The following is a 26,877-nucleotide window of genomic DNA, read 5'->3' as shown; positions in this document are numbered from 1 at the left end:
AATGCTTCTTGAGCAGGTAATTCTCAAGGATTTTCGCTGCTTTTGTGGCGAATATTCCGTCGATTTCTCAACCGATCCGGAAAAAAACGTTACCCTTATCCACGCTGAAAACGGTGTTGGAAAGACAACGCTGCTCAATGCAATGCTGTGGTGTTTTTATGGGATGACTACCGCCAAGTTTGAAAGGAAAGGTGATCTAGTCAATCATGATGCGAAGACGGCGGGACGCGATACGACCTATGTGGAGGTACGTTTCGAGCACAACGGGTCTCACTATCGTGCGCGGCGATATGCAGGGCCAGGGGTAACGAGCGACCGTATTTTTTCCATCATTCGTTTGGATCGGGGTCACAGTTCAACTCTTCCTAACCCCGATACTTTCATCAACACCGTCATTCCTAAATCGATGGCCACGCATTTCCTATTCGACGGCGAACATGCTGAAGTTTTTCTTGGGGAAGAGAACCGATCTGGCATCCGCAAGGCAGTTCAGGACATCCTCGGCTGTAGCCTTATCGATACTGCGATCAAAGATCTTGACGCCGCTGCAACCTACTACCGCCGCCAGATGCCGAAGACGAAAGCAAGCGCATCGATCGACGCACTGAGCGTACAGATCGACGAGTTTGCGTCGCAAATTGCGAAAGCTCGCGAAGTAGTGGAGGGGCTAAAGCAGGATGTAGGGATTATCAATCAGCAAATCGCCGATATCGATGAGAAACTGAGAAATTCTGCCGCCGCAAAGGAACTTCAAAACCGGCGAGACGGTGTCGAACGCGAATTGCGCGGTGCGCGAAAGCGCGTCACTGACTCTCAGGACGAGGTTCTAAAATGGCTTGGAGACAATGGGCGCTTCCTTGTCTCGACAAAATTGACTAGCCAGACATTTGATCATTTAGAGTCGCAGGAGACGAAGGGGCGAATCCCTTCGCCTTACAACGAGGAGTTTGTCAAAGATCTGCTTGAGATGGAGAGATGCATCTGTGGCGCGGAATTGCATCCCGGATCCGAAGAATACATGAAGGTCGCGGGCCTTCTGGAAAAGGCTGCCAACCATACGTTGCGCAGCCGGCTGAATGCAATTAGGGCAATTATCAGTCAGCTAAAAGTCGAGCGGGAGCGCGCGCCCGGCCGGTTGGACGCGGCAACTAAGCGGCAAGCAGAGGCCCGGGCCGATGTCTCAAGGCTCGAGGCACAAGAGGCCGAAATTTCGGAAAAGCTCTCTGGAATCAATTTTGGTGAGATTGCCGAGCGAGAGAAGCGTCGTAACCAACTGAAATCCGAGCTTAGTGAAAAAAACCAGCAGATCGGATCCATGAACCGCCGCATCGAAACATCGGAAGCGGATAAACAAAGCAAGGAGCGCGAGCTCAAACGTCAGGCGGAGAACGATGATGACGCGCGAATCTTTGTTACCCGTTACAATCTATGCGAAGCGCTTAAAGGACGCCTGGAACTGGAATTAGCAGAAGAAGAAAAGAGCGCGCGAGGCGTACTACGTGCAAGTATCAGCAAGGTGTTGGACCAAACGGGTCGAAAGAATCTGCGCCTTAATATGACTAACGAGTATAGCATAAGCCTTGTGAACGATTCTGGCACCCAACTTGCGAAATCCGGGGGCGAAAATCAACTTCTGGGGCTAGCCTTCACTGCGGCACTCGTTCAATTCGCTAGGGCACGCCAAAATGCACAGGACCATCGGCTGCTAAAGGGCACCGTCGCGCCTCTAGTGTTGGACTCTCCCTTTGGGCAGCTTGATGAGACTTATGGTCTTACGACGGTAAGGCACGTGCCCGAGATGGCCGGTCAAGTGATCCTTATGGTATCGAGCAAGCAGGGCTCTGGGGGCGTTGTCGAGGCGCTCAGTGGCCGCATTGGCCGAGAATACGTCCTAGTACGCAACAACCGGGATGCCCGTGGAGCTCGGCCGATCGAAACTCGGCAGTTTCACGGAAAGGACGTCGAAACCGCGGTTTTCGATGCGGCTTTCGACGGCACGACAATCGTGGAGTTGGCATAATGGCCGCTAGAGCCCCAAACATAAATCGCAGTCAAGTTTACGAGGAAATTGTTCAACGCCTCGCGGGCCAGCCGCTTCCAGACGCTGATCGGCGTCTCTTCCCGACGATTAGAGAGCTGCTTTGCTTTGCCGCTTTGCTTGGCTTCTCAGAGAATCGACGGCTACCTTTAGATCGCACGCAAGGTACAGAGGACATCTCTTATCAACAGTTTGAACGCGGGGATGCAGAGAACCTCATCTATCTGATTGCGTTGGCGAGCGAACAAAATACGAATGTCCTGCGTGAGGGAAATGAAGGTCAGTGCGCGGAGATATTTGAGGAGTACGCCAACGGCGGGATGGCGATCATTAAAGACAGTCTGTTGCGTGCAGGCGGCGAATATCCAGACCGAGCACTGATGACATTGCTGAAGGAAAGAGGTTATCTGCCGGCCGCACAAGCGGAGCCGGACCTAGGCTCGATTGACTTCTAGCATGCTCAGGGATGTTGCGTTTAAAGCTGTGTACAAATCAGACCAGGATAATATCCTGGAAGATTTTTATTTCCCGACTCTGGCTGTTGCGATCACCTATGATCGTGCGGTCGGTTTCTTTTCGGCGTCGACTTTGAGTTATGCCGGGCAAGCCCTATCGACCTTCATTCAGGGTGGTGGGAAAATCCGTCTTATCCTCGGTGCGTTTTCCGACGAGCGTGACATCGAGGCGGTTAATCAAGGACTGAACCTTCGAGAGATTTCCGACAAGATCGGAGCCCAGTTCCTTGACCAAATTGGGGCGGTAAACGACGAGCTTTTTCAACATCGGTTTGAAGCCCTGGCCTGGTTGGTTGCGCATGGCAGGCTTGAAGTCAAAGTTGCACTTCGACCATATGGAATGTACCACGACAAGATAGGTATCATTTCTGACAGCGCAGGCGACGCACTGATTTTTTCGGGGTCCGCAAACGAAAGCGCCCACGCATTGCTGCCTACGCATAACTACGAATCAATTGATGTCTTCCCAAGCTGGAAACCAGAGCTCGAAGCTTATTTTAGGCCTCACCAGGACAGCTTTGAGCGCCTTTGGGACAATCGAAGCCGCGGAACGGCAGTGATGGACGTGCCTACAGCCATAAGGGAAAAGCTGCTTACTGTGGCCGCCGGCCTTAAGGAGCCTCCGGATCCCGGTCGCGAGGCTGCCATTGCGCGCCGCTTGCGCCCGGAAGAGACCGGCACTCTTGGGGTTGAGCCAGGGCCGCGTCTTCCAAGCATGATAAATGGCTTTCCCTTTGAAATCCGCCAACACCAGCGGGAAGCCCTAAACGAGTGGCGAGTCAAAGGCGCGTTCCAGGGAATTTTTGATCTGGCTACTGGCGCCGGGAAGACCATCACGGCTGTATACGCAATCGTGCAAATGGCGAAACACGTTCCAGGCCTTACCGTCGTCGTTGCCGCACCTTACCAGAATCTCGCAGATCAATGGTGTGACCTCCTTGAGGAATTCAATATTCATCCCTTGCGTTGCTATATTTCGCGGGCTGATTGGTATGAAAAGCTGCAGCGCACCGTACATGACATAGAGATGGGCGCCGTCAATTTTGCGGCTATTGTCGTTGTCAATCGGTCCTTAAAGAGCGACGCGTTCCAGCAAGCTATTGCACGGATCCCGGAAAAGAAGCTTCTCTGGATCGGTGACGAATGCCATCATCATGCGTCTGAAAGTTTTTCCGGTTTCTTGCCGTCGAACGCAGCCTATCGCATAGGGCTTTCCGCGACACCGGAGCACTATCTGGACGGAGAGCGGAACGCACGTCTCACGGCATACTATGGCAAGACTGTTTTCACATATTCGCTAAAGCAGGCGATTGAAGACAAAATACTCACCCCCTACAATTACTATCCTTGTCTGGTTGAACTTACCAAGGACGAGGCAACGGCCTTTATCGGACTGTCGGACGAAGTCGCCCGTGTAGTTGCGCGCGAAGGAACAAAGTCGAGGATGAGCCAAGGCCTCACGGCACTATTGATGAAGCGTGCGCGGCTGGTCGCGTCGGCTTACAACAAGATCCCGGCATTGATTAATACCTTAGGCGGCAAGCGTCCTACGTCTCACACGTTGTTTTACTGTGGCGACGGCCAAGTCGATTACCAGGAAGACGATGTCAGTCAAGACGAAGGCGATGGGGAGATAGCGTTTGCTGGTCGCCAAATTGAGGTAATCAGCGAACACCTGGACGCTCTCGGTTGGAGGCTCTCGCGTTTCACTTCCCGAGAGCCCAGGCGGGAGAGAGAGGCTATTCTAACCAACTTCAAAATGGGTCTTATCGACGCAATGGTGGCAATTAAATGCCTTGACGAGGGTATCGACGTTCCGGCCTGTAGCACAGCTTTCATCTTGGCTAGCTCCCGTGATCCTCGACAGTTCATCCAGCGGCGGGGACGGATCCTGCGGCGATCACCCGGAAAGACAATCGCAAATATCCACGATTTCATCGTTATTCTTCCTAGCTCAACTCACGATGAAACTGGTCACGCTCGCAAGCTTGTCGAGTCGGAATTGCGTCGTGTCGCTGAGTTCTCCACTCTAGCGATTAACCGCTCCGAAGCGTACGAGCGGCTTCGAGACGTGCTCACGGCTTACGATTTGGAGCATGTAATTTAGCGTTGGTGTCATCCGCACTAGGCTATTTATGACAGGTGATGCAGACCTTTCCGGTCCCATAGACTTCATCCAGGTCCATTGGAGTATCTTCCTGAAGGACATTGACCGGGCGCCGTTGCTTTAATCGAGCCACGCGCTTTTCATGGTCTGCGTGAATCTGCTTCAGCCGTTCAGGTTGGGCAAGCTCATCCAGCGATTCGCCCTGGCTCCAAGAAAACGGTGAGCCATGGTCCAGCGCATTCTTTTCATATCGCCGCGCTTCTTCATATGCTTCGGGATGCTCCTTCAAAAGGCGCGCCCATTCGATCTTCTGTTGATAAAAACAGAACGTGCATCCACTGCGAGACCGCCATCGATAGTAATCTGGCAGGCCTACGCCGGCGGCATCCAAAATCTCGACAACTGCTGCCTTGTCGACCCCGTCGGTCCGAAACGGAAGATGAATCTTTAGATTTTCTTGCCCCGACACATATCCCTCGCGGTAATCCTCATCGGATCGGATCGCAACGTAGCTATTGACGATGTCTCCGGCTCTAACCAATGGCCTTACCCAGTCTTCAAATGGCTTGATTTTGAGCTGACGCGTACACCAACGCGTCTGTGGGGACGGTAAGAAATTTTTGTACTCGCGAAGCCAGAAATCAAAGTCACGATCGGGATTTAGACGAAGGATGGGCTTTCCCAAAAACCCTTCAAGCCGTCCAAGAAATTCGTAAACCTCAGGCAGTTCCTTCCCGGTGTCGGTAAAAAAATAGTCGATCTCAAGCTCGGGACGCTGCTGCCTCATGTATACTGCAAGCGCAGCGCTGTCGCGCCCACCAGAAATTCCTAGGACGTGCCGCTCGGTCATGCTTGAACCTTTTTCATCACACCATCTGTCTTGTCTGCACTTAGCGACAAACCGAGCCTTGCAAGGGCGCCAATTGCAACGTTATCAGTCGCGCCCTCTTGCACGAGAAGTGCAGCTAGTTTTTCACACAGCTCGTTCGCTCTCTTTCGTTCTGATGGATCGAGTTGCACTTCTGAACTGATAGGCGCCGGATAGGAAGGGTCACTCATATAGACGACCATCGTCACGTGACCGTCGGTTCGCCCCTTCAGATGGCCAAAGCCCTCTGCTCGGAGAAATTGTTGAGCAAGGGCCGCTAGTTCGATTTTAGCCGCATCTACATCGCGATCTACCCAATCGCGAGCGGGCTTGTTGGCTGCGAGGCTTGCGATACCCTCGATCTCGTCTAGTCTTCCCCCATAGGTCGAAAGTCTGGTGGCCAACGCATCCAACCTGAAGTTACCCGACAAGCCGCGGACATTGGCTGCACGCCGATGAAGAGGGCCGTAGTCGCCGGTCGCGGCGCTTTTGAAGCGTACTTCGCCCATTAATGTGTGCGCGAGTTCTTCGAGCATTTTGGGATAGGCCTCTTCTAGTTCTCGGCGGGCAGCGTCGACGGCGTTAGCCAGCCAGACCCCTTGGTTGTTCGAACCCTCACCGACGGATCGGGGTAAGTCTTCGAAGAGCAACTGATTAGGGTCGTTTGAATTATGCGCCAATGTGCGTAACGCAAGGGCGGTCTTCGATACGGTTGAAGTTCGCGTTGTCCACGGGGGAAGATTGCGGACTTTCCTCACTAGCGATTTTGCTACGTCGAGCGGTGAAGGAGCAACGCAGCTGTCCGCGCTCGAAAGCCGGCGGGCAAGTTCCGAGATTAGATTCGCATCGAGGTGCGACATCTCGACAAGTCGCACACGCACAACGCCAGGATCTTGGAGGATCCGATCGATCAGGAATGCGTCAAGCTGAGGTCGGAATACCTCGTCGAGATAAATCGCCGCCCGCTCCGCTCTTGTAAGAAGAAACGCGACTGCAAGGATAGCGAGAAGACCGTCTCGGACGCCGAACGGCGGAGCTCGCCAAAGTGCAAACAGTTCTGCTAGAGAGCACCCCTTATCGGACGATTTTAGAAGCGCTTCGCCCGCCATCCACAGGGGCGCGAGTTTATGAGCGTCACCTGCTACAGGACTCTCGAATTTGTATCCGCCTTCGCCGTCCGGCCGATATAGACCCGTGGCTTCCAAAAGACTCGCGAATAATCCTGCTTCGGGCGGGTAGCCGTTCATCGCCAAGCGATGTTCGCCCACCCGTTCGACCATGGCTCTTAGAAGCATACGAGTAGCGGCGGCCGCATTTGACGAGGGTCGCGTGCGGTTGACGAGTTCATTTCGAATATGGGGAGTGTCAGGATACCGCCAATCCGCCAGGCGCGAAGCTAGGATACTTAAAGCAGCCGGCCCCCTAAGATGTGAATGGGTGCTGAGGTTTGCTCCCGTTGGAAGGCGCCAGTCAACAACGTCGATTGCCTGGCCTAGGCGATCTTCAAGATCCGCTGCTAGACGCGAAATTCGCGCATCGATCTCGCGTCTCGCGATCGCGTCACCTTCAAGCTCTGATCGGTTCGCGCGGACGTATTCTAGCGCGGTCAGTTCACTCGCCATCTCACGAAGTCGGAAACTGTCGCGCGTCCACCCGACAACGACCAGCCGACGCCCTGCCAACTCAGAAGCGCTTCGTGTGATCTTCTTGGCTTCGGCCTGAGATTCACCGTTTGCGCCTACGAGAAGTAGGAACAACCCGGCGGCCCCTGCGGCCGGGCGATAAAGTCGGACCCTCTCCTCCGCTTCGTGTAGCGGGGCGAGATCGATTTCGAACCATCTTAGGGCGCCAGTCGCCTCATAATGACGTTTTGCCAAGATGGGCTGCAGCGCGGCTTGTCTGGCGAGCTGGCGATAATCGACTAAGACCCCGGCCTGCCTTGCGTTGTCGACCGCCTGCTCGATGTCAAAGTCGCTGCCAGCGTAGACAGCGAAAGCGCCCGCGTGCTTGCGGAAGACGACAACGGACCAAGCGACTAGGTCCTCGATTACACCGTCGAACGAATTCTCCTCCACATTCGCGCATGACAACACGATATCGCGAGTGGGCTGCAGGCCGGACCTATCTTTGAAGAGGTCAAGCAACGCAATGGCCTTAAGCGCCCGAAGGTGAGTTGCTGACCCACCTCGCGATTCGCATCGCTCGACTGCGTCAACTGCTGTTGACCAGCGGTGGCCATCGGGCGACGCCAGGATTGCGGGCTCAAGGTTCGAGCGCAAATAATCCCACAGCTGATCCGGCGAAAACACTGCGTCCGCGGCTGCGGTCGTTGCGAGAAACTCCTGAAAGCCGAATGGCTCAGCAGACGTCAGAAAGCCGAAAATACTTCGTTGGCTCTGTCCGAAACGCCGCCGTGAAATAGGGCCCAGAAGGGCAGCAACGACGGGGTGCAAAGGCCAACATGCAGTAAGCCGGTGTTCTAAGGGACCAAGGGGCCCAGTTCGAGCCCCTCGAAGACTTTTGGCGACGACTCGGGCGGCCGGCCCGCTAGTCAGGGGCTTATCCGTAGATTCTATTGCCCGGGAAATCAGTTCGATTTGCTCTTCGCCGGCGAGGCTAATCGAGATGTCGAGGAAGCGCCCCTGCACTTTGAGCCATTCATCGCGTCCTTCGCGGGACATGCGATGGGCGTATTCGTCGAAGGCTTGGTGAAGAATCCCGACCACCATAAGGCGTCCTTGAGAGCGCGCAGCGATTTCGGCGATCTCTTGGAAGACATGCACGTCGCCGCCTTCAGTCGCGGAGTGTTCGAGGAACTTGCCCATTTCGTCGATGAGCAACACGATCCCTTCGGAATTCACGGTCTTTGCTGCGCGCCCTAACCAAGTGGCGAAACCTTCATTGGCTTTGCGCCTAGAAAGCTGCTCACCGGCGAAGCAAGTCCTGATAGCAGCTTCCAGAACTGTAGCGGCTTCGGCTCTTTGGCCAACGACAGGAACGATCGACCAAGGACGAGATGACGGCCGGAATAGGGTAGTTATTTCGGCCGCATCCTTAGGATCTGCAGCAGCAAAAAGGTTGGACGCCCTTTTCGTCGGGCCGGCTAACAACTCGGCAAAGGCGACCGCTAAGCTGGACTTCCCACTCCCATAGGGTCCCGTCCAGGTAAAAGCGCCGTGCGACGTCGCCTCTCGATGCCGTCCCATGATCAGGAGGGCGTCTGCAGCTGACTGCGAACAAATGTAGCCATCCAGTGCGCCGGGATCGCCGAGATCGGTGTCGACACGAATGGAACGCGTGAACCGACGGGCCACCCTAACGGATTTGCTTAACATCTCGGTCATGCTGCCGCAGACCTCAGGTCTCGGTCGAACATCGTCCGAAGGTCCTCCCACACATCCACAGCGTCCAGCCTATGCGCGTACAGTTGTCGCATTCCGGAAGACTCGTCCCACCTTAGAGCGCCATCCGTTAAGGCATCGAGCCGCACTAACCTCTCAGCCACAGCATCTTCGTCCAACAGGAAGACCTGGCCTGGGGAGCCCCGCTCAAATGTCAGGAAATCAACCGAGAACGAGCGTCGCCCCGGATAATATGTCCGCCAGAAGTCGACCAAGGCGAACAGAAACACTTGGTCCGGAAGAGATGACTTAGGCCCGCGTCGGAAACGAAACAGATCGCCTACGCCCGCCTTCTGAATGAGCCCAAGTTCAGCGAGTGGGGATTCAATGCTGTCTTCGGGAGCGCGCCGTACCCCGCCCGTGAGAGCGAAATAGGTCCGCACTAGGCACTCAACATCGCGTCGGATGGTGATGTCACTAATGCTTCGATCTTTGCCGAGCCGGCCGGCATGGCTGAGTTCTTCACAACGCCGGCTCAATCGGCGACGCATGAGTTCGCGATCAAATGTCGACTCGTGAAACTCATTGAAGGCCCAATGCCAGGTAGTCGCCCGCCCAGGCTTTCCGGCTAACATCCAATGAAGAAGCCAAAGCGATCCGGGATGCTCCAGATACGGGTCGAGCGAATCTCCAAACAGTAGATCGCCTACCTTCCCCGTTGTTATTCGGGCGGCGCGCTCGCCGGGGCGATCTTCTGCAGAAAGAACATCAGTTGCGATGGCCCAATGTCGAATTGAGATGACCATGTTACGACCGACGCCAAATAGGGCAATCGATGATTCTTCAGTAAAGACGCTGCAGTTTGGACTGTCAGAATCTAGTGATATTCTGACCGCGTCATAGGCTTTCTTTAGCCAACCATAGCGAAGCGGAAACGTCTCATGACCTGCAAACTGCAGCCGACTGTCGGAACTATCAAGAAGGCTACGGGACATGGCAACTCACTGGAGGTTAAACCCAGTTGAACTGAACCGCTTTATGGCGTTATGTCAACCTCCTGGCGCTCTTCGCCAGTGTGTTGGATTCGTGCATGCCCAAAACAGCAGTTTACCTCGATTATCAGGCCTCAACGCCACTCGACCCTCGCGTACGAATCGCGATGAACGCGGCCTATGATGAGCCCGGAAATGCAAGTTCGGAAGAGCACGCCTTCGGGTGGGCGGCTTTAAGCAGAGTAGACGTAGCGCGTGGTTTTGTTGCGGACAGCCTCAACGCCGTCGCTGAAGAGGTGACGTTCACCTCCGGCGCCACCGAGGCGAACAATATAGCCATATTGGGGGCAGCCATGGCAGCACCCCCGCGCCGCCGCCGGATCTTGGTATCCGCTATCGAACATAAGTCGGTGTCTGCCGCCGCGCATGCGGCCGAGCGTTTGGGGTTTGTAGTCGAAGTGGTGCCCGCCACCCATGATGGCCTGATTGATGTTCAGGCGCTAGACGCGACGCTTGACGACGACGTTGCGATCGTATCCGTAATGGCGGTGAACAACGAGATCGGGACAATTCAACCAAGCGGGTTGGTGGGTCGATTGACTCGTAGTGCCGGCGCTTTTTTTCATGTCGATGCCACTCAGGCCCTTGCCGCAACCCATGTCGATATGGCGGAGTGGGGTGCCGACGCGCTGAGCCTGTCTGGACACAAAATCTATGGACCGGGAGGTATTGGCGCTCTAATCGTCGCTTTGGATGCCCCCTGGCGACCACAGCCTTTGATGTTTGGAGGAGGACAAGAGCACGGTTTGAGGCCAGGAACGCTACCGGTTCCACTTTGCGTCGGTTTAGGCGAGGCGTGTCGGCTAATGTTGCTTAAAGGGGAGGTCGAGCGTCGGCGGGTGGGGGACCTTCGTGACACGCTTTCTCACCGCTTACGCGACCTGTTTCCGCAACTGAAGGTTTCTTGCGAACCCACTCCGCGTCACCCGGGCTGCCTGCACATTAGAATTCCCAATGTGTCCGCGAGCGACCTACTTATGCGCCTTCAGCCGCAGGTCGCCGCTTCAACCGGCTCAGCCTGCACCTCAGGGATAATCGGTCCCTCGCATGTTGCTCTTGCCGTCGGGATGAGCGCGGACGACGCGGCGGAATGTCTGCGCTTTTCAATGGGCCGATTCTCTACTGAATCGGACGTTGAGATGGCAGTCTTATGCATGTCATCGGCGTTGAGCCAACTTCGGGCGCGCGACCATAACGCGACCGATTTGGGCGTCCCAGCTACTAGCGACAAATCGCCAACAGAGGTTGGTTTTTCCTAATACGATCTGGCAGGTGTTGCCCATGGCCGCCTTGTCGAGATCAACGTCGGGTTCTGCCTTGAGGATTCCCTTAGTGTAAAATACCCATTTCCACACTAAGAGATTCTCTTGGTGTGAAGTCAGGACCGAACTGATGAGTTTTTTTTAAGAATCGCGATCTCGCTGGATCCAGCGCCAGAGGTTTCGAACAGATTCTTAGCGCCTACTCCATACTGCCTCCATCGACTAGACGCTTCGAAATACCCAACTTCTTCATGTCGGCCCAGAAGAGGTGGTGGCGATTCCGTCCTGGATGCGCCACCCGCTCTACAGATACGCCCATTCGGCCTAGCGCCTTTGCTGATACATTGCCGATCGCAATGATGCGCTTCGGCTTGAACGTATCGAGGACTAGCGTCAAGCAATCACGGCAAAGGTCGTGGTGCTCGCGGGTCGTTTCAGCGTTTCTGATTTGACCGTTCTTCACTTTGAAGGGGTGCAGCATGACGACGTTCCATAGCAAAGGCACGGGCTTCTGGAGGATTTCCCAGATCGCTGCTGAGGTTCGGCTTGCGCTGCTTTCTGGATTCCGTGTCGGCATGGCGAATGCGCCAGGCAAACCCAGCATTTCGGCCATTTCTTTCAGCTTGCCTTGATGAGTGAAGGGCACGCCCGACCAGCGCGCGCCGTAACGCGAAGGCGCCTCGGCTATCCACAAATCGGTACTTGGTCGCTCAATAAAGCTCCGAACATAGAGGTCAAGGTTCTGCCGACGCAGTTTCGGCGCGTCCGCCTCCTCGTGCGCGGCTTCATGGCTTTCGTAGTGGTTGAATAGACCGGCCCCAGAAGGTATCTGCCGGATCGCATCAACGATTGCCTCTACAGCGTCCATAAGTCCGTCTCATTGAGCTCGCGAACGTCGAAGCAGAAACAGCTAGAAGCCAGCACCCCCAGAGCCTCACCCTGCAGTCAGAAGGTGTCAGTTTTCAGGGTTCACTTCTACTAAGGCTTTCTCCCGCCCCCAATGCTCCCTGCAGACTGGCCGCTCAGCTGTCGCCCGGTACTTAAAGACTTTCCGGGCGGGGTCTATCTCACCTGGGCGCCACTCCAGTACCTCGCCACCGTGCCACGCGCGTGTAGCCTGTGTGTCGTGCAGGAATACCTTAACCACCTGAGAGGCAGCGTCATCTCCCAAAACCCACTCGCCAGTTTCATGCTCACCGTTACCGAGATGCCTGTGGTTCATTCCATCCTTGCAGATTAAATGCAGGTTGTAAGCCAATGTCGCTCTCCCTTGATAGTGAAGGTCTACGTTTCTAGCAGAAATATAACGTTGCGGATGGGCCGCCGGAGTTTTCCGGATCCGGCGCCGACCGTTGGACGTCGGTAAACGATTAAGAAATCGCGAGGCTTCGTTCGTAGAGGCTAGCTGCCGTCTGTTCCAATCTTTCGCGCCAGGCGAGCTTCTCAAGCCAGCCTGCGGGAATACCCGAACGGCCGTAGATAGCCCCTGCAAACTGCCCAGCGACTGCGGCGGTTGTATCGGCATCGTCGCCTAGATTGGCCGCCAGCAACACTGCCGAGCGAAAACTGGTCGTCCGGTTTACCGCCCAAATTGCCGCCTGAAGGGATTTCGCCACATAACCTGAGCCTTCGATCTCGTCACGATGCCGGCCGCGGAACCCGCCGTTGACCTCCTGTGCAATCGGTCCAGCCAGCAGGTCGGTTAGGGAGCGGCCCTGAATTGCGCTGGCCACTAATCTGACAAATATTTTCGATGCATGGAGAGTGTCCGGCGATCCGTGGGTTGTCAGGGTCTGCAGTGCCGCTACGCTATCCAATGCTGGGTGGTTCTGCCAATGCCGAACCGCAACCGGTGAAAGCCTCATCAACGCACCGTTTCCCGATTGACTAGGGTGTTCCGCGCCCGCCAATGGATTGCCATGGCGGCGATAGCGATTTAGAGCGCCGCTAGTAGTGATCCCAATATCGAAGCAATGTCCGGTGCAGGAGTAGGTGCCATTCCAGCGCCAATCGACAAACCGATCCATCAGGTCCCGTGCGTTCAAGGTCGGATCAAAGATCAGGCTATCCGCGAGAGCCAAGGCCATAGCCGTGTCATCGGTCCATTCGCCAGGCTTCAGCCTGTGAGGTCCACCCCCGACCATATCATCTAGGACGGCAAATGTGGGCTTCGGCGAAAATTCAAGCGCCGCGCCAACAGCATCTCCAACGGCCAATCCGAGCATTGCTCCGATGGCACGGTCCCGTACTGCGGCGCTCTCTCCGGAAGGCGTTGCATCGTTTGCCGTCCGGCCTGCTGCTACCCAAAGTTCCTGTAGCTCGGTTTCGACAGCATTGGGGTGGCGCGCCCCGCGAACTGTAGCTAAGGCCTCTGCTGGACCGCAGCCGAACTCAACCAACAGCCGCGCCGCGATCATGCCGGCGCGCCCAATGCCGCCCCGACAATGAACCAATATACGATTGCCACGCTGAAGCAGCCCGCGCAGCTCGTACGAGTGTGAACTCCATTCAGCGTCAAACTTTTCATCGGGAACAGAAACATCAACTATCGGCAAATGGTGCCATTCCATGTGGCGAAGGCGCACTTCATCGGGGAGGCTTTCAATCTCCCATTCCCTCATTTCGCGATCTTCGATCAACGTCACGACGGCGGTAGCTCCCCAGGCAGCTATGACATCCAAGTCGGCGTTAAGATCTCGGCGATGTACTCCCCCGTAGTGGCTGACGCCCCTCTTACCAGGTGCGAGGGTGATTCCAATGGTGCCAAGTCCGGCTGGGACTTCGGAAATCCTAAGTCGTTCGTTCATATTGTTCTCCCGTTGATGTTGAGCAGATGATACGACATTTTGGAAGGAACCACTTTTTTGTCGGACTTTTCCGGGAGGGTCGCGCATGAATTATGTCGGCTTTTATTGGACGCGGCCGGTTTTTTGGGCCGGCTTTAACTCGCTTCTGACAGAAGTGGATGATGCGGCGAAAGCGAGCAAAACTATCCGATACCAACGCGACGTAATTCGCCGCTATGTTCGAGATCACAAAGGCTCTTTGGTGGGTGAGTTCGTCTACCTTGATCAAAGGGCTGATGGCTCAAACATAGTTATACAGGCCGAATTAAAGTCAGCAGAAAAGCTATGCTATATTAAACGAGCGACATTGGTTATCATAGACACCAGGCATCAATACGGATGGAGAAGGAACAAATACCTAACAGATTGCATTTCTGAAAGAAATATACCATTCGAGGAGCTTCCGGCCGATAGTATTGTTATGGACGGAAAGGAATTCAGCCCAAGAGAGCATTTCGCCGCCTGACGATACAGGGAAAGCTATTGGAGAACCCGAGGACCTGATTCCGACGAGAGATTGGTTATGCTGCTTATGTGCACTCCGAGAGTTAGAGGCCTCTGGGAACGCATCTCAGAGACGCTGAACCGGCAAGAAGTAAAAACGGTAGATGGCAAGAGTTGGACGGCGGACAGTGTCCGGAAACGAGCCATGAAATTGAAATCGGAAGGTTACCTTTGAAATGCGATTTTTCGAGAAGAATCCGTATCGGCATCCAGGTCGTTTGGCGGACGTCATCGGCGCCATAACAGCTTTGGGTATATACAGACATTACAAGCTCAGTTTTCCGGAATGGTCGGAGCGCATTGCGAACAACCGCGATCACGCGGAAAAGTGGGGTAGCCTGATGTCAGAGCATCCCGAATTTTTTAGAATTTCGGCTGAAGACCAAAGAGCATCATTAGTTTGGAGGCGCCAAAATCCCAAGAGCTATGACACGCGCAACGGTTGCGAGATCACGCGTCAACAGTTCAAGGACATGGGCGACGAGGAGCGTATTTACATCAGTCGTCGACCACTTGAGCCGAGTGAGCTGACGGCTTTGATCAACGTAGCGATAAGCTTACATGAGCGCGCGATTGACGAGCATAAGGCAAATAAGTGGTGGGTCCATATCGCCGTAGCCTTTCTCGCCTTTTTCGGGGCTCTGATCGGAGCAGCGTTAAGGTAGTTCGAAATGGGTAGGTCGGGAGGTTCTTGCCTACAGTCAGTACTGGTCGCGACCTTCAACGCGTCAGTATATGTGGGGCGCAAGGTGGAGGTGATAGGTCCCGCTGCTTTACGTGAGATTGTGAGGAACTATCAGCGCCCAGATTTCCCATCGCTTCCTTAGGAACGGATTCACCTTGATCGAAAGGTGACAGGTTTTGTCGTCCGGCTTTTTCATATTGTATTTCCGAGCAGTTCGTCAGAGCGGGCGAGCCAAGGAGCAATAGATTGGTGGTTTGCCATGTGTGATTTCCGGGCTCCCGGCTTGGCAGCGAGTTAGCAGCTTCTCTGCAGTAAAGATTTGGTAGGCTAGTCAAAGGGCGATTCGAAGTAGGAGGGTTTTAGGTGCGCCAGCAGACAATTGAACGGGCGAAAGATGAGTTCGACATTCTTGGTGAACTCAGCGCACGCTTGTCACAAAAAATACGTGAAGGTTATCGGTCCGCGCGGCCCGAAGTCATCCGGAATATTGAGCAGGTGGAGCTGGTGAATATCAGCGATGGCTTGACAAAGGCGTTTGAGGAAGTCGCGAAGCGGGGGTATGGACGTGTCGTGTTCGCAGACGAGTACGATGAAAACGGGGACTACGCTGGCGCTACTTACTATCGGGTTTCACAAGCCAATGCCGGTTTCCCGGACAGACCAATCCGCCTTGTAGCTCGCAATTCGCCTGTCGGAAGCCAGATAGCGTCTTGTTCTATCGGAGATGAGATCTCGGTTCGCGTCCCGAAGGGAGAGCGCTCGATCCTCGTTACCGGAATTGTCGACATCACCGGCATGAGCAATCTTCTTCGCGAAAATCCAGACGCGAAGAGGCTCCTGTTTAGGGTTGGCGAGGGCCTTACGGACGAGGAGGTGTTCAATCTTGGGAACTTTGTCCGCTCGTTGCCGGGTCCTGCCCGAACGCCAGATTCCGAGGAGGTCGGAGGCGAGCCTGCCGCTGGCGGTCCTTCAACCGAATTCGATGAATCTTTGTCGGTTGGTGACCATTCAGAAGATGAGGTCGTTCATGCCCAGCCAACGCTGGAGTTGGATCTGTTGCCTTCGGACGAAGTGCCCGACGATCCTCCAGCAGATCCTTTCTGGCATATCCGCCGAGACGCCTTTTTTGGTGACGATGCGGAGGTTTCGCTCGGCAGCCAGTTCTTCACACAAACAACAGCCAACCAAGAAGCCGGTATTCAAACGGTAAGAGGTCTTCAGATTGTTCATGGCATAGCAGGGAGTGGCAAGACGTCCGTCGCCCTCGGTCGGTTGAAGTTTTTCGCGAACTTCAGATCGCTCGAGAATCTGCTTGAGTACGGGTTGCACGAGCGGGACTTCGCTGACTTCGACGCCAGCGGCATGGTTGGCTTCGTGCTGAGCCCGAGTCTGGTCTCGTATCTCAAGCAGACGGCTGAGAGCTTGGACATCGGAGCCATGAAGATCCAGGATTTCGCCGAATTCCTGAACGCCGAGCGCACCCATCGTCGCGTATTCAACAGTCGCCCGTTCAAGAAGTCTTCGGAACCCTGCCACCCGGAGCAGAAGTCGGTGCGCTGGCTGAAGATACTAGATATCGTGGCGGCAGCGTACGTCGCAGACGGTATGAGAGAGATAGCCGCGGCTCCTCTCGTAAAGCCCGCGATCCCCGGAGCTGAAAAAATATCGGACCGGCGCTGGGAGCAACTGGTTACGGATATCTGGGGCAAGGGCCAACTGAGGTTTCGGCTTCAGAGCTTGGTCAGAAGCTTGGAGGTAGCGCCCGACCTCGACGTGCGGACGTTCGTTTTGCGCAAAGTGGCGATCGAGATCGATCGCCGAATTCGCGTTGGGGAAAATGAATCGAGCGGCCTTGAGCTGAGTGAGCGGCGAATTCTCCGCGAAGCAATCGAAAGCGTTCAACAGCGGCTGTTCAGGCTTCTCAATCCGCAAGAGCTGTATGTCCGCATATTTACCGAGCCTGCGTACCGCACACGGATCGAGGAACTTGCCTTGAGTGTAGGCATCTCGGCGAAGGACGTCGTTGAACCAATAGTCGTCCGCCTTAGTCAGAACTTGGTCACAGATGACGATGTTATCTGCGCGCTGTGTCTGAACGCACTGTCATGCGATCAATTCGAACGTGACATTAGGGCCATCCCATACCTGCGCACATTTGCAGAGCGCGTTGGCGTCTTTATCGATGAGTACCAAGATTTTAGCGAGTTGCAGGTCCTCCTGATGGGCTACAAAGCTTTGCCAAAGTACTGGCTCGTCACAGTCTCTGGAGACGCCAGTCAACGGCTTCATCGCGACGGTCTTGCAGAGGTGCAGCGGGCGTTCCCTCAAATAGCAATGCGTCACGCATCCGTTCTTTTGGACCGCAACATGCGCCAGACCGGTCCACTTGCCGCGCTGTCAGCCTGTTTCCGTTCGCTGACTGAGGCGGATGGTGGTCAGATGGTCGGCGCCTGCAGTGCTCCTTTGGATGTGTATGAGAATCCTGTGGAGTTCGCGCGGATGGCGATCGATCGCATCGTCGCCCTTCCGGAGACCGCTAGCGTGGCTGTCATTTGTGCAGACGACCAGGATGTTGATCGCTGGTTCGCGTTGATGCACGGCGATCTCGACGCGAACTTCCGAAATCCGATGATCTCAGATCATTCGAAGCTGACGATGCGGTTTCACACTCATTTCACGACCCCGGTGGAAGCAAAGGGGCTTGAATTCGACGTGGTTGTGATCCCGAACTTGGCGGCATACGACGGCTCTGACGCGGTCGGTAGGAATTCGCTGTACGTCGCGGTTAGCCGTCCGCGTCATGCGCTCCTGATGGGTTGCGACTATGAGGCCATCGGTTCGTCGATGGTCGCCGGATTGGTGGATGATGGACATCTCGTACTTCGAACCCAAGAGCTAGTAAGTGATGCAGTCGACCGCGTAGCATAGTGGACGCAGCTGACCCCAGAGCCATGACAGCTCGTTGGCTATTCGCACTCCCTCATTGACAGCCGACGCTCCGAACAGGGCCATACTCGTGTCAATCGGGGAGGGACTCTCAGTGTGAAATTCCAGTTTCACACTGAGGGGTTCTAGCGGTCTCCGCGACGGGGGTGTTGAGATGTTCGAAAAGATAACTCTGGCGCGGGGGCGAAGGGCATGTTCCGTATCGTTCGTCTGGGTCGACGGGCAATCGGTGGGGTAGTGCTGATTGCAACACTTGTTGCCTTCTTCTCCTCAAACCAATTTGCCGTCCTGGAACTGGCATTCAGGTTTTGGGATCCGTTCGCGATCTCACAGTATCGGCTGCGCCGTCTTTCGACTGACGATTATGAGGTATCCATCGAGCAGGCGCTCAACGAAGGCGACATTTCTGAAGCGCAAAGCCTTGTGGAGCTCGCCCGTGAAAACGGACGCGAATTGCCGGCGGATCTGGTTGAGCGGACACGCGAAAGCCACTTTGAATTCGGGCTGCGGAACATCAAGGATTTCCTGGACGGCGCGATTACCGGGCAGGTGACGACTCCAGCCTCTATCGGAGGGGCGCTGGCGGCCGATTACTCCTATGTCGGCGATGTGCGCGATGCAGTCATTCAAGGCAATCATCTGATCGGAGGAGAGGGCTATGACAAACTTACTCTTGGCCTATCTCTGGTCGGTCTGGCGACGAATGCTCCGGGTACCGGGGCGATAGACATGGGGTTTTCGCTGCTGAAAAACGCCAACAAAGCCGGGAAGCTGTCGGAAGCCTTGATCAGACGCCTCAGTGTTATATCGGCTCGGCTGGTCGACCTGGAAGGCTTGAAACGAGGACTTTCTCGGACCTCACTGCCTTCATTTAAGACTCCTTCGGTTGCGGCAGTTCGCGCGGCATTCAGCGAAATCGACTGGCATCGCGTCGCAAAGGGCGACTTCTCGGGATTCCGAAAACTGATCTCAGAAATGATGCCAGTCGACATGACAGCTGCAAAAGCTGCCTTTAGCGGCGCGGTTCGCAAAGAGGTGGTCGGGGAGGTCGGTCTACTTGCTAGTTCTGCAACCGGAATAGCGTCGACCGGAGGGATAAAGGCGACATTTCGAGCGCTGGAATATGCCGACGATGCCGACGACCTTTCCCGGTTCCGATCCTTGTCGAAGCGTATGGGCGAGAAAACCTCTGCAGTGGTGAGAGTGCTGGGCAAAAGTGCGATCAAGCTCGGGGAACTGGTCTATTGGGTCGTATCGATTTTGATTGCCGCATTAGGTTGGTTCGTTGGCGCGCTGTGGTTCGTGTTCTCCTTGGTCCGAACCTCATTCAACTTAGTTAACCGCAAGGGGGTGGGGGCATGAGTTCGAGCGGGCGTTCAAGACTGGCGTTGGTAGCGGCGGGGATTGGCGGGACAGCTGTCGCGGGTTTCGGATTCGCGTTCGGCAGGGACATCTACAAAAAAACAAAGAAAAACGTCGAATTGATCGTGCTCCTCTTAGCAGCGGTTTTTTGCCCGTTCATCGGTGGACGGGGTCTCGTTCGAGGACATGATCGAGGGATTTTCGGAACGATCTTCCTGACCGTTCTTGGAAGTCTCCTTTTGATTGTGGCGGGCTTTTGTGCCGCCACCCTCTTGATGTTCGGGGTCCTCGCTTTCGCCAGTGATGGCAATGCTGACAGTCCCCTCCCTCTTGCGCTGCTCGGCGGATTCGTGGTGACCGCGATCATCGCGGGGATCGGTGTCGTGGCTGGGGTTTTTCAGCGACCGAAGCGGCTGAAAGCGATTGCCGTTGCCAAATTCAACGAGCGATTCCTGAAGGAAAACGGCTTTCGGGAAACCGACGGAGACGACATCACTCACTATGATGCCAATGGCCAATCATTGCGCTTTCTGGAGGCCCACCCGGACCGCCTTATCTTCATGGCTGTTGGCCGGCGCGGAAAGCGGGCCTTCATCGATCTCGACCAGGACGGCCGAATGGTGAGCTACTCGGGAATTTAAATAACCAACATGAGATCCGAGGGGGAAATAGGTGCGTCAGACCGTTGTTATCTGGGAATAGACATTTTGCTCTCTACCTCTTACGAGGGCAACCTGTCGGCTGGTACTTCCTCTCGATGTTGCCGCATCCCGCCGCGTGGATTGCCGCGACTGTCGTGCTGTGGAAATCGATGAAGGAAAATCGCGCTGTGACAAAGCACCGATGCCAAGTCCGTAAAGTCCTGGTCGCCGCGCCAATTTGCGGTCTCTCGCTGATGGGGCAACGCACGTCGAGCGACAAATATGGCTGACGATCTGACGCCCACACCCAATATGCGCGATTTGATGGCCGCAGTCGCATATGTGCTCCTGCATTGGGGATAGCTGGAAGAAGAAGTCCGCGCGCGTATCACGGCAATCGAGCCAGATCGTCAGCTGTCTGAGGGATCAATATGGGTCCACTGGCGCGAAGTTGAGCCAGAGGCGTGTCAGCGGACCCGAAGTAAGATCCAGATGCTTGCCGATGTCCGAAATTGCCTTGCCCATGGGCTATGCGGTGCGAAGGCGGACCCGAGATCCAGCAGTGAGCCTCACGTTGTTTGTCACAGAGGAGCGGGCCGTCGCCACTTCAAGATTTCAGAGTTAGAGCAGGTGGCGGACGCGCTTCACTTGGCAAGGAATGATGTGCGCGACAGCGGCGTTTGATCACCCTGCTGGGAAAGCCGGTCGTAGCAGAAAGCAACAAGGCATAGATCCAGTCTTTCGAGGGATTGACTGGCAGAGAGCGCGGGTCGTAGCCCTGCCAGAGGGTTCCCTAAGTGTGAAATACCCATTTCACACTAATCCAGCTTAGCCCATGCTGAGTTCGTGCGCTTGTGCTATTCTTCGGCTGGGTCGGTCGTTTGTAAGCTTAATCCCTGGATCCAGCGCACGCGCTTAGCCCGGCGTTCGTCTATCGCCAGGAAGAGTGATTGTCCGCTATTCACCAAGGCGAGCGCGTCGCTTGCAAAAAGCGGTGACACCCGAAGCCACGCTGTCCAGCGCAGCTCGCCCCGTATCTTCTCGATGAGTCCCATGCCTGAAGGGGGATTGTAGATAGGGATCTGCCTGCCGCGGAATGAACGAAACTTTAGCGAGCCACGTTCGTCGCGCGCCTGCACATCCTTGACGGTTGCCTTGATGCGCCGCGAATCCGAATGCGATCCATAGATCGTCAACTCATAGACTTCGCCCGCCCGTCCTTCCGGATACGTCGCCACGCCGGCGAATGTCAGTTGGGTTGTAATCCGATAAAGAGGGGCGTCATCATCCAAATCCCAAGCATATTGAGGCTGATATATACCAGGTTCGATACGAGTTTCGACGCTCGCCTCGCAGTGCTCCACTTTGATGGCGAGATGCGTATGTTCCTCTTCGGGTGAGTGGTTCTTCCTGCGGGGCACCCGATCGTCACCTCGCGAATGATTACAGTCGCCCGGTCGATCTTAATCCCGTTGTGGTCCTTCTGAAGGCAAAAGTTCGTACGGCGGATTTACCATGCAGCTTCTTTCCGCATGCTGGGCCCGCACGATTTCGTCGAGACGCCTCGTCGCAACATTCAGGCAATCTCTTCCGTCTTTGTTGATCCGAATTCCCGAGCCTCGATTACCCAATGATGCGGCCGAATCGGACGCCATGTCCGCTGTCTTGCAGTCTGAATGATCTGGGTGACTTGCTTGCGAAGGGCGGAAATCGACAAAATGCGGGACACGGGTCACGAGCGGATGTTCGATAGCAGATGAGCTACATCGTCAAGCTCGAAGAATACATCTGGCATGTTGTCGAGATGCTCTCTGCCCGTGCTGCCCCATGACCGGCCGCCCTGGAAATCCCAAATGTCATGCCAAAGTTCCTCAAGCTCCCATGTCAGCCTGAACCATTCGCCCCGAACCCGGTCCTTGGCAAAGCGGTCGTGGACCATTTTTTTGGCTTCGAAATAGGAGTGGAACGCCTCTTGAACGGATAGCTTTTTAACGTTCCCGCTGTTGAACGCGGCGATCCGGTCATAAACATTTGTGGCGAAGCCGATCTTCACGAGTTTGCCGCACATTGCAAAGTAGATGTACCCGCGCCGAGTGCCAGCAACCGGCTCCGGCGAGGCTGGCCGCCACTCCTTAGCCTTCGGATCGAAAACTGCTGATTTGGTCGATTTGATTAGGTTGGGCGTTGACCTAATTTCAGTCATCCGCTGTTTAAAATATCGGCTCATATCTAACCCCATTTACGAAGTGCTCTTCGGTTCAATGAACCTGAAAAGTCGAACACAGGCAGAACAACATGCCTAAAACGGCATATTGCGAAGTGCTCTTTTCCCGGATTTCCAAGGGTTTCAGTGGGGAGCCCACCGTTTACACCGAAGATGTCGGCGGTTCGAGCCCGTCATCGCCCACCAGATTTCTTGAATCAAAAGGCCCTGTGGCGCCATCACTCCCCTGGAGCCAGCAACCGCATAGCCGTCGCTGGCGCCGGGAGCCCGTCACACAGTCCTGACGTGGCGGGCCCCGTCTGGCGTTGCCTCCTCACACCACGACCAAATCGGCGTTGGTCAGCGCCAGATTGGCGGCCAGCGTGGCGAAATGGGTGGAGCCGCCAGCGGCACTGCCATTGCTGTCATAATAGAGCCAGCCGGTGTCGGTCTCGTAGATGATGTGATCGGTGCCGTCGCCGGCAAGGCCGGTGGTGTTCTTGATGAACTGGTCGGCCGTCAGCGTGCCGTTTCCGCCAAGCGCCGCGAAAATGGCGTTGTCGACCTGGATGGTGTCCTCGGCGACCGAGAAGTCGGTGATGCGGTCGACATTGGTCGAGGCATTGAGCGCCGTGGTGAAGACAAAGGTATCGTTGCCGGTGCTGCCGGACAGCGTGTCGTTACCGAGCAGCCCGTTGATGACATTCGCGCCCGAATTGCCGGTGATGACATTGGCGATCGAATTGCCGGTGCCGTTGATGTTGCCGGTGCTTCGCAGCGCCAGGTTCTCCAGTTCCTGACCGGAAAGATTGAAGCTGACATAGGCCTGCACGTTGTCGGTGCCCTGGCCGTTGAGCTCGATCACCTTATCACCGGCATTGTCGACATAGTAGGTGTCGTTGCCGGTGCTGCCGCTCATCGTGTCGCCGCCGCCGAGGCCATCGATGACGTTGTTGCCCGAATTGCCGGTGATGATGTTGGCGATCGAATTGCCGGTGCCATTGATGGAAGCCCCGCTGCGCAGCGCAAGGTTCTCCAGCTCCTGACCGGAGAGGTTGAAGCTGACATAGGTCTGGACATTGTCGGTGCCCTGGCCATTGACCTCGATGACCTGATCGCCGGCATTGTCGACATAGTAGGTGTCGTTTTCGCCGCCTCCACGCATGATGTCCGCGCCTGTGCCACCATCCAGAAGATCGGCTCCCCGGCCGCCATTCAACGTGTCGTTTCCGCCTTCGCCGTAAATTGAGTCATTGCCGTAACTCAGGTCGCTTGAACCATCACGCTCATCGCCCCAGAGCGTGTCGTTGCCGTCGTGGCCCATCAGAACATCGTTGCCGCCACGGCCACGCAACTGATTGTCAGCCGCGTTGCCATAAAGCCCGTCGTTGAACGCGGTTCCACGCGCGTTGTTCACGCCTACCAACGTGTCGTAGCCGATGAAGAGGTTGCTCTCGTCCATGTCGTGGGCAAAGCCGCCTTGCAGGTCGACCAGAACCGCGCCGCCAGCTCCGTTGTAGTTGACCCGGCCTCCCTCCGTGCCGGCCAGGAACCTTACGACATCGTTCCCGGCGCCGAGATAGAAATCCATGTAGCCGCCGAATGTGTTGGTATAGGAGGCATCGACGATGAACGTGTCGCCAAAGGCGGTGTCGTCGATGGCATGAATGCCGGATACGCGATCGACACCACCTTGCCCATCTGCGATGGCAAAACCGATGGCATTCGATCCGGCCGCAAGGCCAGCGCGAGCCTGTGCCGTGAGGTTGGCCACAATGGCAGTCGTCGCGCCGGCATAGAGGAGTTCGACGTAGTCGATGTCCGTGTTTCCGGAGGTCTGTGCAATGATCCTGTCATTGCCCTGGTCCCCCGACACGGTGGCGGCAACCGCCGTCAAGGTGTCGTTGCCGTTGCCGCCGCTCAAGAAATCGAAATCGTCCACGGTCGCCGACACGCCGCCATTGATAGTATCGGCGCCGTCGTCACCCGCGAGATAGTTGCTGCCGGTTGTGCCGGTGATGGTGTCGGCGAACTGGGTGCCTTCGGCATCCTCGATGCCGGTCAGCGTATCCGTGAAGCCCCAGCCGTCAGTTACAACGCCGGTCGCCAAATTGATCGTGGCACCATGTGTGATGATGCCGCCGCCGTCGACGTCAACTCCATAGTCAAGGCCGCCGTCCCTGTAGGAAACCATATCTTCGCCGGCGCCGCCAATGATGGTATCGGTGCCGCTTCCCGCGAATACCGTGCCGCCGTTTGATCCCAGATGGATGATGTCGTTGCCTGCCCGGGCAAACACCCAAAAGCCGTCATTTCGCATCGTGATGTTGTCTGCGAAGCGGCTGGCGTTCACCGCTTCGACACTGTTGAGCGTATCGGTGTTGCCGAGGCCGTCGGTGACGACACCAGTCTGCATGTTGATTGTCAGGCCGTTTGAGTAAGTCTCGTAGAAAACGACATCGATGCCGTCCCCTCCATTCACCTGGTCATTGCCGCCAATCGCCATGCGAATGTAGTCGTCACCGGCCAATGCGTTGATTGTGTCGTTGCCGATCAGGTCTTGAATGTCGGGATTGATATCGTTGCCGACGGTTCCATTGATGACTGCCATTTGGTCCTCCCGCTGTATGGTATTCCCCAAGGGCAACTGTATCCGAAGGTTGCATTAGAGTCATCTCATGCAAAGAACGTAGGGGCACCTTGTTCAATGCCGGCGAAGTGCCTCGCAATTCGAGTTCAACAGTATTGTTGGACAGCCGCGAAGTTTTTCGAGGAAGCTTTACGGCTTCGGAGCGCCGCAGGGCGCAAACGATCACGCGGCAGGAGCCGGAAGTCGTTGCCCTCGGGCAGCAGCTGACCGCCGTCGACGACAATGGTCGTGCCGGCGATGTAGCTGGCATCGTCGGAGGCGAGGAACAGGAACGGGTTAAGCCGTCATCGCCCACCAGATTTCTTCAATGAAAGCGTGAGGCGCGGCGCTTCCCCTGGAGCTGGCAACCGCACAACCACCGCTGGGGAGCCCGCACACAGTCCTGATGTGGCGGGCCCCATGTGGCGGGCTGTTTTCGTTGCTTCCCTACACCACGACGAAATCGGCGTTGGTGAGTGCCAGGTTTGCGGCAATCGTGGCGAAGTGGATGGCACCGCCAGCAGCACTGCCGTTGCTGTCATAGGTGAGCCAGCCGGTGTCGGTCTCGTAGATGATGTGATCGTTGCCATCACCGGCAAGGCCGGTGGTGTTCTTGACGAACTGGTCGGCCGTCAGAGTGCCGTTGCCGCCAAGCGCTGCAAAGATCGCATTGTCGACCTGGATGGTGTCGTTGGCGACCGAGAAGTCGGTGATGGTATCGACATTGGTCAAGGCGTCGAGCGCTGTATGGAAATGGAAAATGTCGCTGCCAGTTCCGCCGATCAGTGTATCGTTGCCCAGGTGGCCGTCGAGGATGTCGTTGCCCGCGCCGGCAGTCAGGGTGTTGTCATGCTCGCCGCCATATATCTGATCCGCAAACTGCGTACCGGTGACATTGCGGATAGTGGCTACGGTATCCGTATTCCCAAACGAATCCGTTGCGGTATCGGCTGCCAACCCCAATTGCGAGCCGACTCCCCAGAGATTGACGAGGATACCATGTATGGCGCCGCTGTTGACGTCGGTACTGTAGTCGACCGTGTCAAGGCCGGAATTGCCATTGATAGTGTCATTTCCACGTCCACCAATCAGCCTGTCGTCGCCTGAGTTGCCGTTGATGATGTCATTCCCGTCTCCCCCAATGAGCGTGTCGTTCCCGTCCCTGCCGCTTATTGTATCGTTGCCGCCTCCACCGATGAGAACGTTCACGAAACCATCGCCGGTCAATGTGTCGCCACCACTGCCGCCGGTGACATTCTCGATGTTGCGAATAGTATCTTCCGCGATCCCGCCGATCGTGACTTGAGCGTCAACGGACTTGGTTAGACTTACAGCAACAGCAGCGATCTGGTTGCTGTAGTCGGCCGTATCGAGACCATCTCCGCCATCCATAACATCATGACCGAGGCCTCCTCTGAAGATGTCGTTGCCGCCGAGGCCCAAAAGTGTATTTACACCATTGTTGCCAGTGATGATGTTGGCAAGGGAGTTGCCGGTGCCGTCGATATTCGCCGATCCAGTCAGCGTCAGGTTTTCCAGGTCCTGGCCTGAGAGATCGAAGGAAATCGCGCTGTTGACCGTGTCAGTGCCCTGACCACTGGCCTCGATCACGTGATCGCCGGTATTGTCGACATAGTAGGTGTCGTTGCCGGTGCTGCCACTCATCGTATCGGCGCCGCCCATTCCGTTGATGATGTTGTTGCCACTGTTGCCGGTGATGATGTTTGCGAGGCTATTGCCTGTGGCGTTGATCGAGGCAGCACTGCGCAGCGCGACGTTCTCGATATTGCCCTTGAAGTGGTTGCCATCGCCAAGGTTGATCGAGACATAGCCATTGACGACATCGGTGCCGTTGGCGCCGGCGGTGCTCTCGTCGAC

General features: G+C 55.8%; 18 protein-coding genes and 1 pseudogene. 9 read left to right on the top strand and 10 right to left on the bottom strand.

Features of this window, described 5'->3' with window-relative positions:
• Window position 1 precedes the first annotated feature (1 nt).
• Genes AC1DZU_RS15780 through AC1DZU_RS15770 form a run of 3 tightly spaced genes read left to right on the top strand, consistent with a single transcriptional unit; the run spans window position 2 to window position 4,660 of the window.
• Complete coding sequence (locus AC1DZU_RS15780) at window positions 2-2,020, top strand: AAA family ATPase (protein ID WP_477286127.1); 2,019 nt, start codon at window positions 2-4, stop codon at window positions 2,018-2,020.
• Window positions 2,020-2,493 carry a DNA phosphorothioation-associated protein 4 gene (locus tag AC1DZU_RS15775; protein WP_477286125.1) on the top strand — a complete coding sequence of 158 codons (474 nt, stop codon included), beginning with the start codon at window positions 2,020-2,022 and terminating at the stop codon, window positions 2,491-2,493. The genes AC1DZU_RS15780 and AC1DZU_RS15775 overlap by 1 nt, the downstream gene beginning before the upstream one ends.
• A 1-nt stretch (window position 2,494) precedes the next feature.
• Window positions 2,495-4,660, top strand: coding sequence for a DEAD/DEAH box helicase family protein (locus tag AC1DZU_RS15770; protein WP_477286123.1), 2,166 nt, complete (start codon window positions 2,495-2,497; stop codon window positions 4,658-4,660).
• A gap of 22 nt (window positions 4,661-4,682) precedes the next feature.
• On the opposite strand, the gene AC1DZU_RS15765 is transcribed toward AC1DZU_RS15770, so the two are convergent.
• Genes AC1DZU_RS15765 through AC1DZU_RS15755 form a run of 3 tightly spaced genes read right to left on the bottom strand, consistent with a single transcriptional unit; the run spans window position 4,683 to window position 9,864 of the window.
• Window positions 4,683-5,510: a phosphoadenosine phosphosulfate reductase domain-containing protein gene (locus tag AC1DZU_RS15765; RefSeq protein ID WP_477286121.1), complete on the bottom strand. Its 828-nt coding sequence runs from the start codon at window positions 5,508-5,510 to the stop codon at window positions 4,683-4,685.
• The gene (locus AC1DZU_RS15760; protein WP_477286119.1) at window positions 5,507-8,872 is read right to left on the bottom strand and encodes an ATP-binding protein; all 3,366 of its coding nucleotides are present in this window, start codon (window positions 8,870-8,872) and stop codon (window positions 5,507-5,509) included. Before AC1DZU_RS15760 ends, AC1DZU_RS15765 begins: the two co-directional genes overlap by 4 nt.
• Window positions 8,869-9,864: a DUF4007 family protein gene (locus AC1DZU_RS15755; RefSeq protein ID WP_477286117.1), complete on the bottom strand. Its 996-nt coding sequence runs from the start codon at window positions 9,862-9,864 to the stop codon at window positions 8,869-8,871. Before AC1DZU_RS15755 ends, AC1DZU_RS15760 begins: the two co-directional genes overlap by 4 nt.
• A gap of 95 nt (window positions 9,865-9,959) precedes the next feature.
• Between AC1DZU_RS15755 and AC1DZU_RS15750 the strand changes: the two genes are divergently transcribed.
• On the top strand, window positions 9,960-11,180 hold the full coding sequence (locus AC1DZU_RS15750) for a cysteine desulfurase family protein (protein WP_477286115.1): 1,221 nt from the start codon (window positions 9,960-9,962) through the stop codon (window positions 11,178-11,180).
• A gap of 202 nt (window positions 11,181-11,382) precedes the next feature.
• Here AC1DZU_RS15750 and AC1DZU_RS15745 read toward each other — a convergent pair whose 3' ends face one another.
• Window positions 11,383-12,051, bottom strand: a complete 669-nt coding sequence (locus AC1DZU_RS15745) for a uracil-DNA glycosylase family protein (RefSeq protein ID WP_477286113.1) — start codon at window positions 12,049-12,051, stop codon at window positions 11,383-11,385.
• 502 nt (window positions 12,052-12,553) lie between these two features.
• Window positions 12,554-13,990: an ADP-ribosylglycohydrolase family protein gene (locus tag AC1DZU_RS15740; protein WP_477286112.1), complete on the bottom strand. Its 1,437-nt coding sequence runs from the start codon at window positions 13,988-13,990 to the stop codon at window positions 12,554-12,556.
• Window positions 13,991-14,075: 85 nt separating this feature from the next.
• Here AC1DZU_RS15740 and AC1DZU_RS15735 point away from each other — a divergent pair, with 85 nt between their 5' ends.
• The 5 genes from AC1DZU_RS15735 to AC1DZU_RS15715 all read left to right on the top strand — a co-directional run bounded on the left by AC1DZU_RS15735 (window position 14,076) and on the right by AC1DZU_RS15715 (window position 20,167).
• Window positions 14,076-14,495 (top strand): hypothetical protein, encoded by a 420-nt coding sequence (locus tag AC1DZU_RS15735; RefSeq protein ID WP_477286110.1) that lies wholly within the window; start codon window positions 14,076-14,078, stop codon window positions 14,493-14,495.
• 214 nt (window positions 14,496-14,709) lie between these two features.
• Window positions 14,710-15,198 (top strand): hypothetical protein, encoded by a 489-nt coding sequence (locus AC1DZU_RS15730; protein ID WP_477286108.1) that lies wholly within the window; start codon window positions 14,710-14,712, stop codon window positions 15,196-15,198.
• 383 nt (window positions 15,199-15,581) lie between these two features.
• Window positions 15,582-18,146 (top strand): ATP-binding domain-containing protein, encoded by a 2,565-nt coding sequence (locus AC1DZU_RS15725; protein ID WP_477286106.1) that lies wholly within the window; start codon window positions 15,582-15,584, stop codon window positions 18,144-18,146.
• Window positions 18,147-18,356: 210 nt separating this feature from the next.
• Window positions 18,357-19,526, top strand: coding sequence for a hypothetical protein (locus AC1DZU_RS15720; protein ID WP_477286104.1), 1,170 nt, complete (start codon window positions 18,357-18,359; stop codon window positions 19,524-19,526).
• Window positions 19,523-20,167, top strand: coding sequence for a hypothetical protein (locus AC1DZU_RS15715; RefSeq protein ID WP_477286102.1), 645 nt, complete (start codon window positions 19,523-19,525; stop codon window positions 20,165-20,167). The genes AC1DZU_RS15720 and AC1DZU_RS15715 overlap by 4 nt, the downstream gene beginning before the upstream one ends.
• Before the next feature lie 857 nt (window positions 20,168-21,024).
• Here AC1DZU_RS15715 and AC1DZU_RS15710 read toward each other — a convergent pair.
• The 5 genes and pseudogenes from AC1DZU_RS15710 to AC1DZU_RS15690 all read right to left on the bottom strand — a co-directional run.
• Window positions 21,025-21,588 carry a hypothetical protein gene (locus AC1DZU_RS15710; protein ID WP_477286100.1) on the bottom strand — a complete coding sequence of 188 codons (564 nt, stop codon included), beginning with the start codon at window positions 21,586-21,588 and terminating at the stop codon, window positions 21,025-21,027.
• Window positions 21,589-21,899: 311 nt separating this feature from the next.
• Window positions 21,900-22,394 (bottom strand): GIY-YIG nuclease family protein, encoded by a 495-nt coding sequence (locus tag AC1DZU_RS15705; RefSeq protein WP_477286098.1) that lies wholly within the window; start codon window positions 22,392-22,394, stop codon window positions 21,900-21,902.
• Between the two features lie 310 nt (window positions 22,395-22,704).
• Window positions 22,705-24,981 carry a beta strand repeat-containing protein gene (locus AC1DZU_RS15700; protein WP_477286096.1) on the bottom strand — a complete coding sequence of 759 codons (2,277 nt, stop codon included), beginning with the start codon at window positions 24,979-24,981 and terminating at the stop codon, window positions 22,705-22,707.
• 206 nt (window positions 24,982-25,187) lie between these two features.
• Window positions 25,188-25,298: pseudogene (locus tag AC1DZU_RS15695) on the bottom strand (3-oxoacyl-[acyl-carrier-protein] reductase); the annotation flags it as partial.
• A gap of 148 nt (window positions 25,299-25,446) precedes the next feature.
• The coding region (locus AC1DZU_RS15690; protein ID WP_477286094.1) for a calcium-binding protein at window positions 25,447-26,877 on the bottom strand (1,431 nt) is incomplete at its 5' end.

It is taken from the genome of Mesorhizobium sp. P2_A12 (assembly GCF_056405075.1).
Note: the sequence above shows the minus strand (reverse complement) of the source record. Positions and strands in the feature narration are given on the sequence as shown.

Coding starts and splice junctions, on each gene's coding strand:
- AC1DZU_RS15715 (WP_477286102.1), top strand. CDS start 19,523: ATGAGTTCGAGCGGGCGTTCAAGACTGGCGTTGGTAGCGGCGGGGATT.
- AC1DZU_RS15755 (WP_477286117.1), bottom strand. CDS start 9,864: ATGTCCCGTAGCCTTCTTGATAGTTCCGACAGTCGGCTGCAGTTTGCA.
- AC1DZU_RS15750 (WP_477286115.1), top strand. CDS start 9,960: ATGCCCAAAACAGCAGTTTACCTCGATTATCAGGCCTCAACGCCACTC.
- AC1DZU_RS15745 (WP_477286113.1), bottom strand. CDS start 12,051: ATGGACGCTGTAGAGGCAATCGTTGATGCGATCCGGCAGATACCTTCT.
- AC1DZU_RS15780 (WP_477286127.1), top strand. CDS start 2: ATGCTTCTTGAGCAGGTAATTCTCAAGGATTTTCGCTGCTTTTGTGGC.
- AC1DZU_RS15700 (WP_477286096.1), bottom strand. CDS start 24,981: ATGGCAGTCATCAATGGAACCGTCGGCAACGATATCAATCCCGACATT.
- AC1DZU_RS15765 (WP_477286121.1), bottom strand. CDS start 5,510: ATGACCGAGCGGCACGTCCTAGGAATTTCTGGTGGGCGCGACAGCGCT.
- AC1DZU_RS15770 (WP_477286123.1), top strand. CDS start 2,495: ATGCTCAGGGATGTTGCGTTTAAAGCTGTGTACAAATCAGACCAGGAT.
- AC1DZU_RS15760 (WP_477286119.1), bottom strand. CDS start 8,872: ATGACCGAGATGTTAAGCAAATCCGTTAGGGTGGCCCGTCGGTTCACG.
- AC1DZU_RS15720 (WP_477286104.1), top strand. CDS start 18,357: ATGTTCCGTATCGTTCGTCTGGGTCGACGGGCAATCGGTGGGGTAGTG.
- AC1DZU_RS15705 (WP_477286098.1), bottom strand. CDS start 22,394: ATGAGCCGATATTTTAAACAGCGGATGACTGAAATTAGGTCAACGCCC.
- AC1DZU_RS15730 (WP_477286108.1), top strand. CDS start 14,710: ATGCGATTTTTCGAGAAGAATCCGTATCGGCATCCAGGTCGTTTGGCG.
- AC1DZU_RS15735 (WP_477286110.1), top strand. CDS start 14,076: ATGAATTATGTCGGCTTTTATTGGACGCGGCCGGTTTTTTGGGCCGGC.
- AC1DZU_RS15740 (WP_477286112.1), bottom strand. CDS start 13,990: ATGAACGAACGACTTAGGATTTCCGAAGTCCCAGCCGGACTTGGCACC.
- AC1DZU_RS15775 (WP_477286125.1), top strand. CDS start 2,020: ATGGCCGCTAGAGCCCCAAACATAAATCGCAGTCAAGTTTACGAGGAA.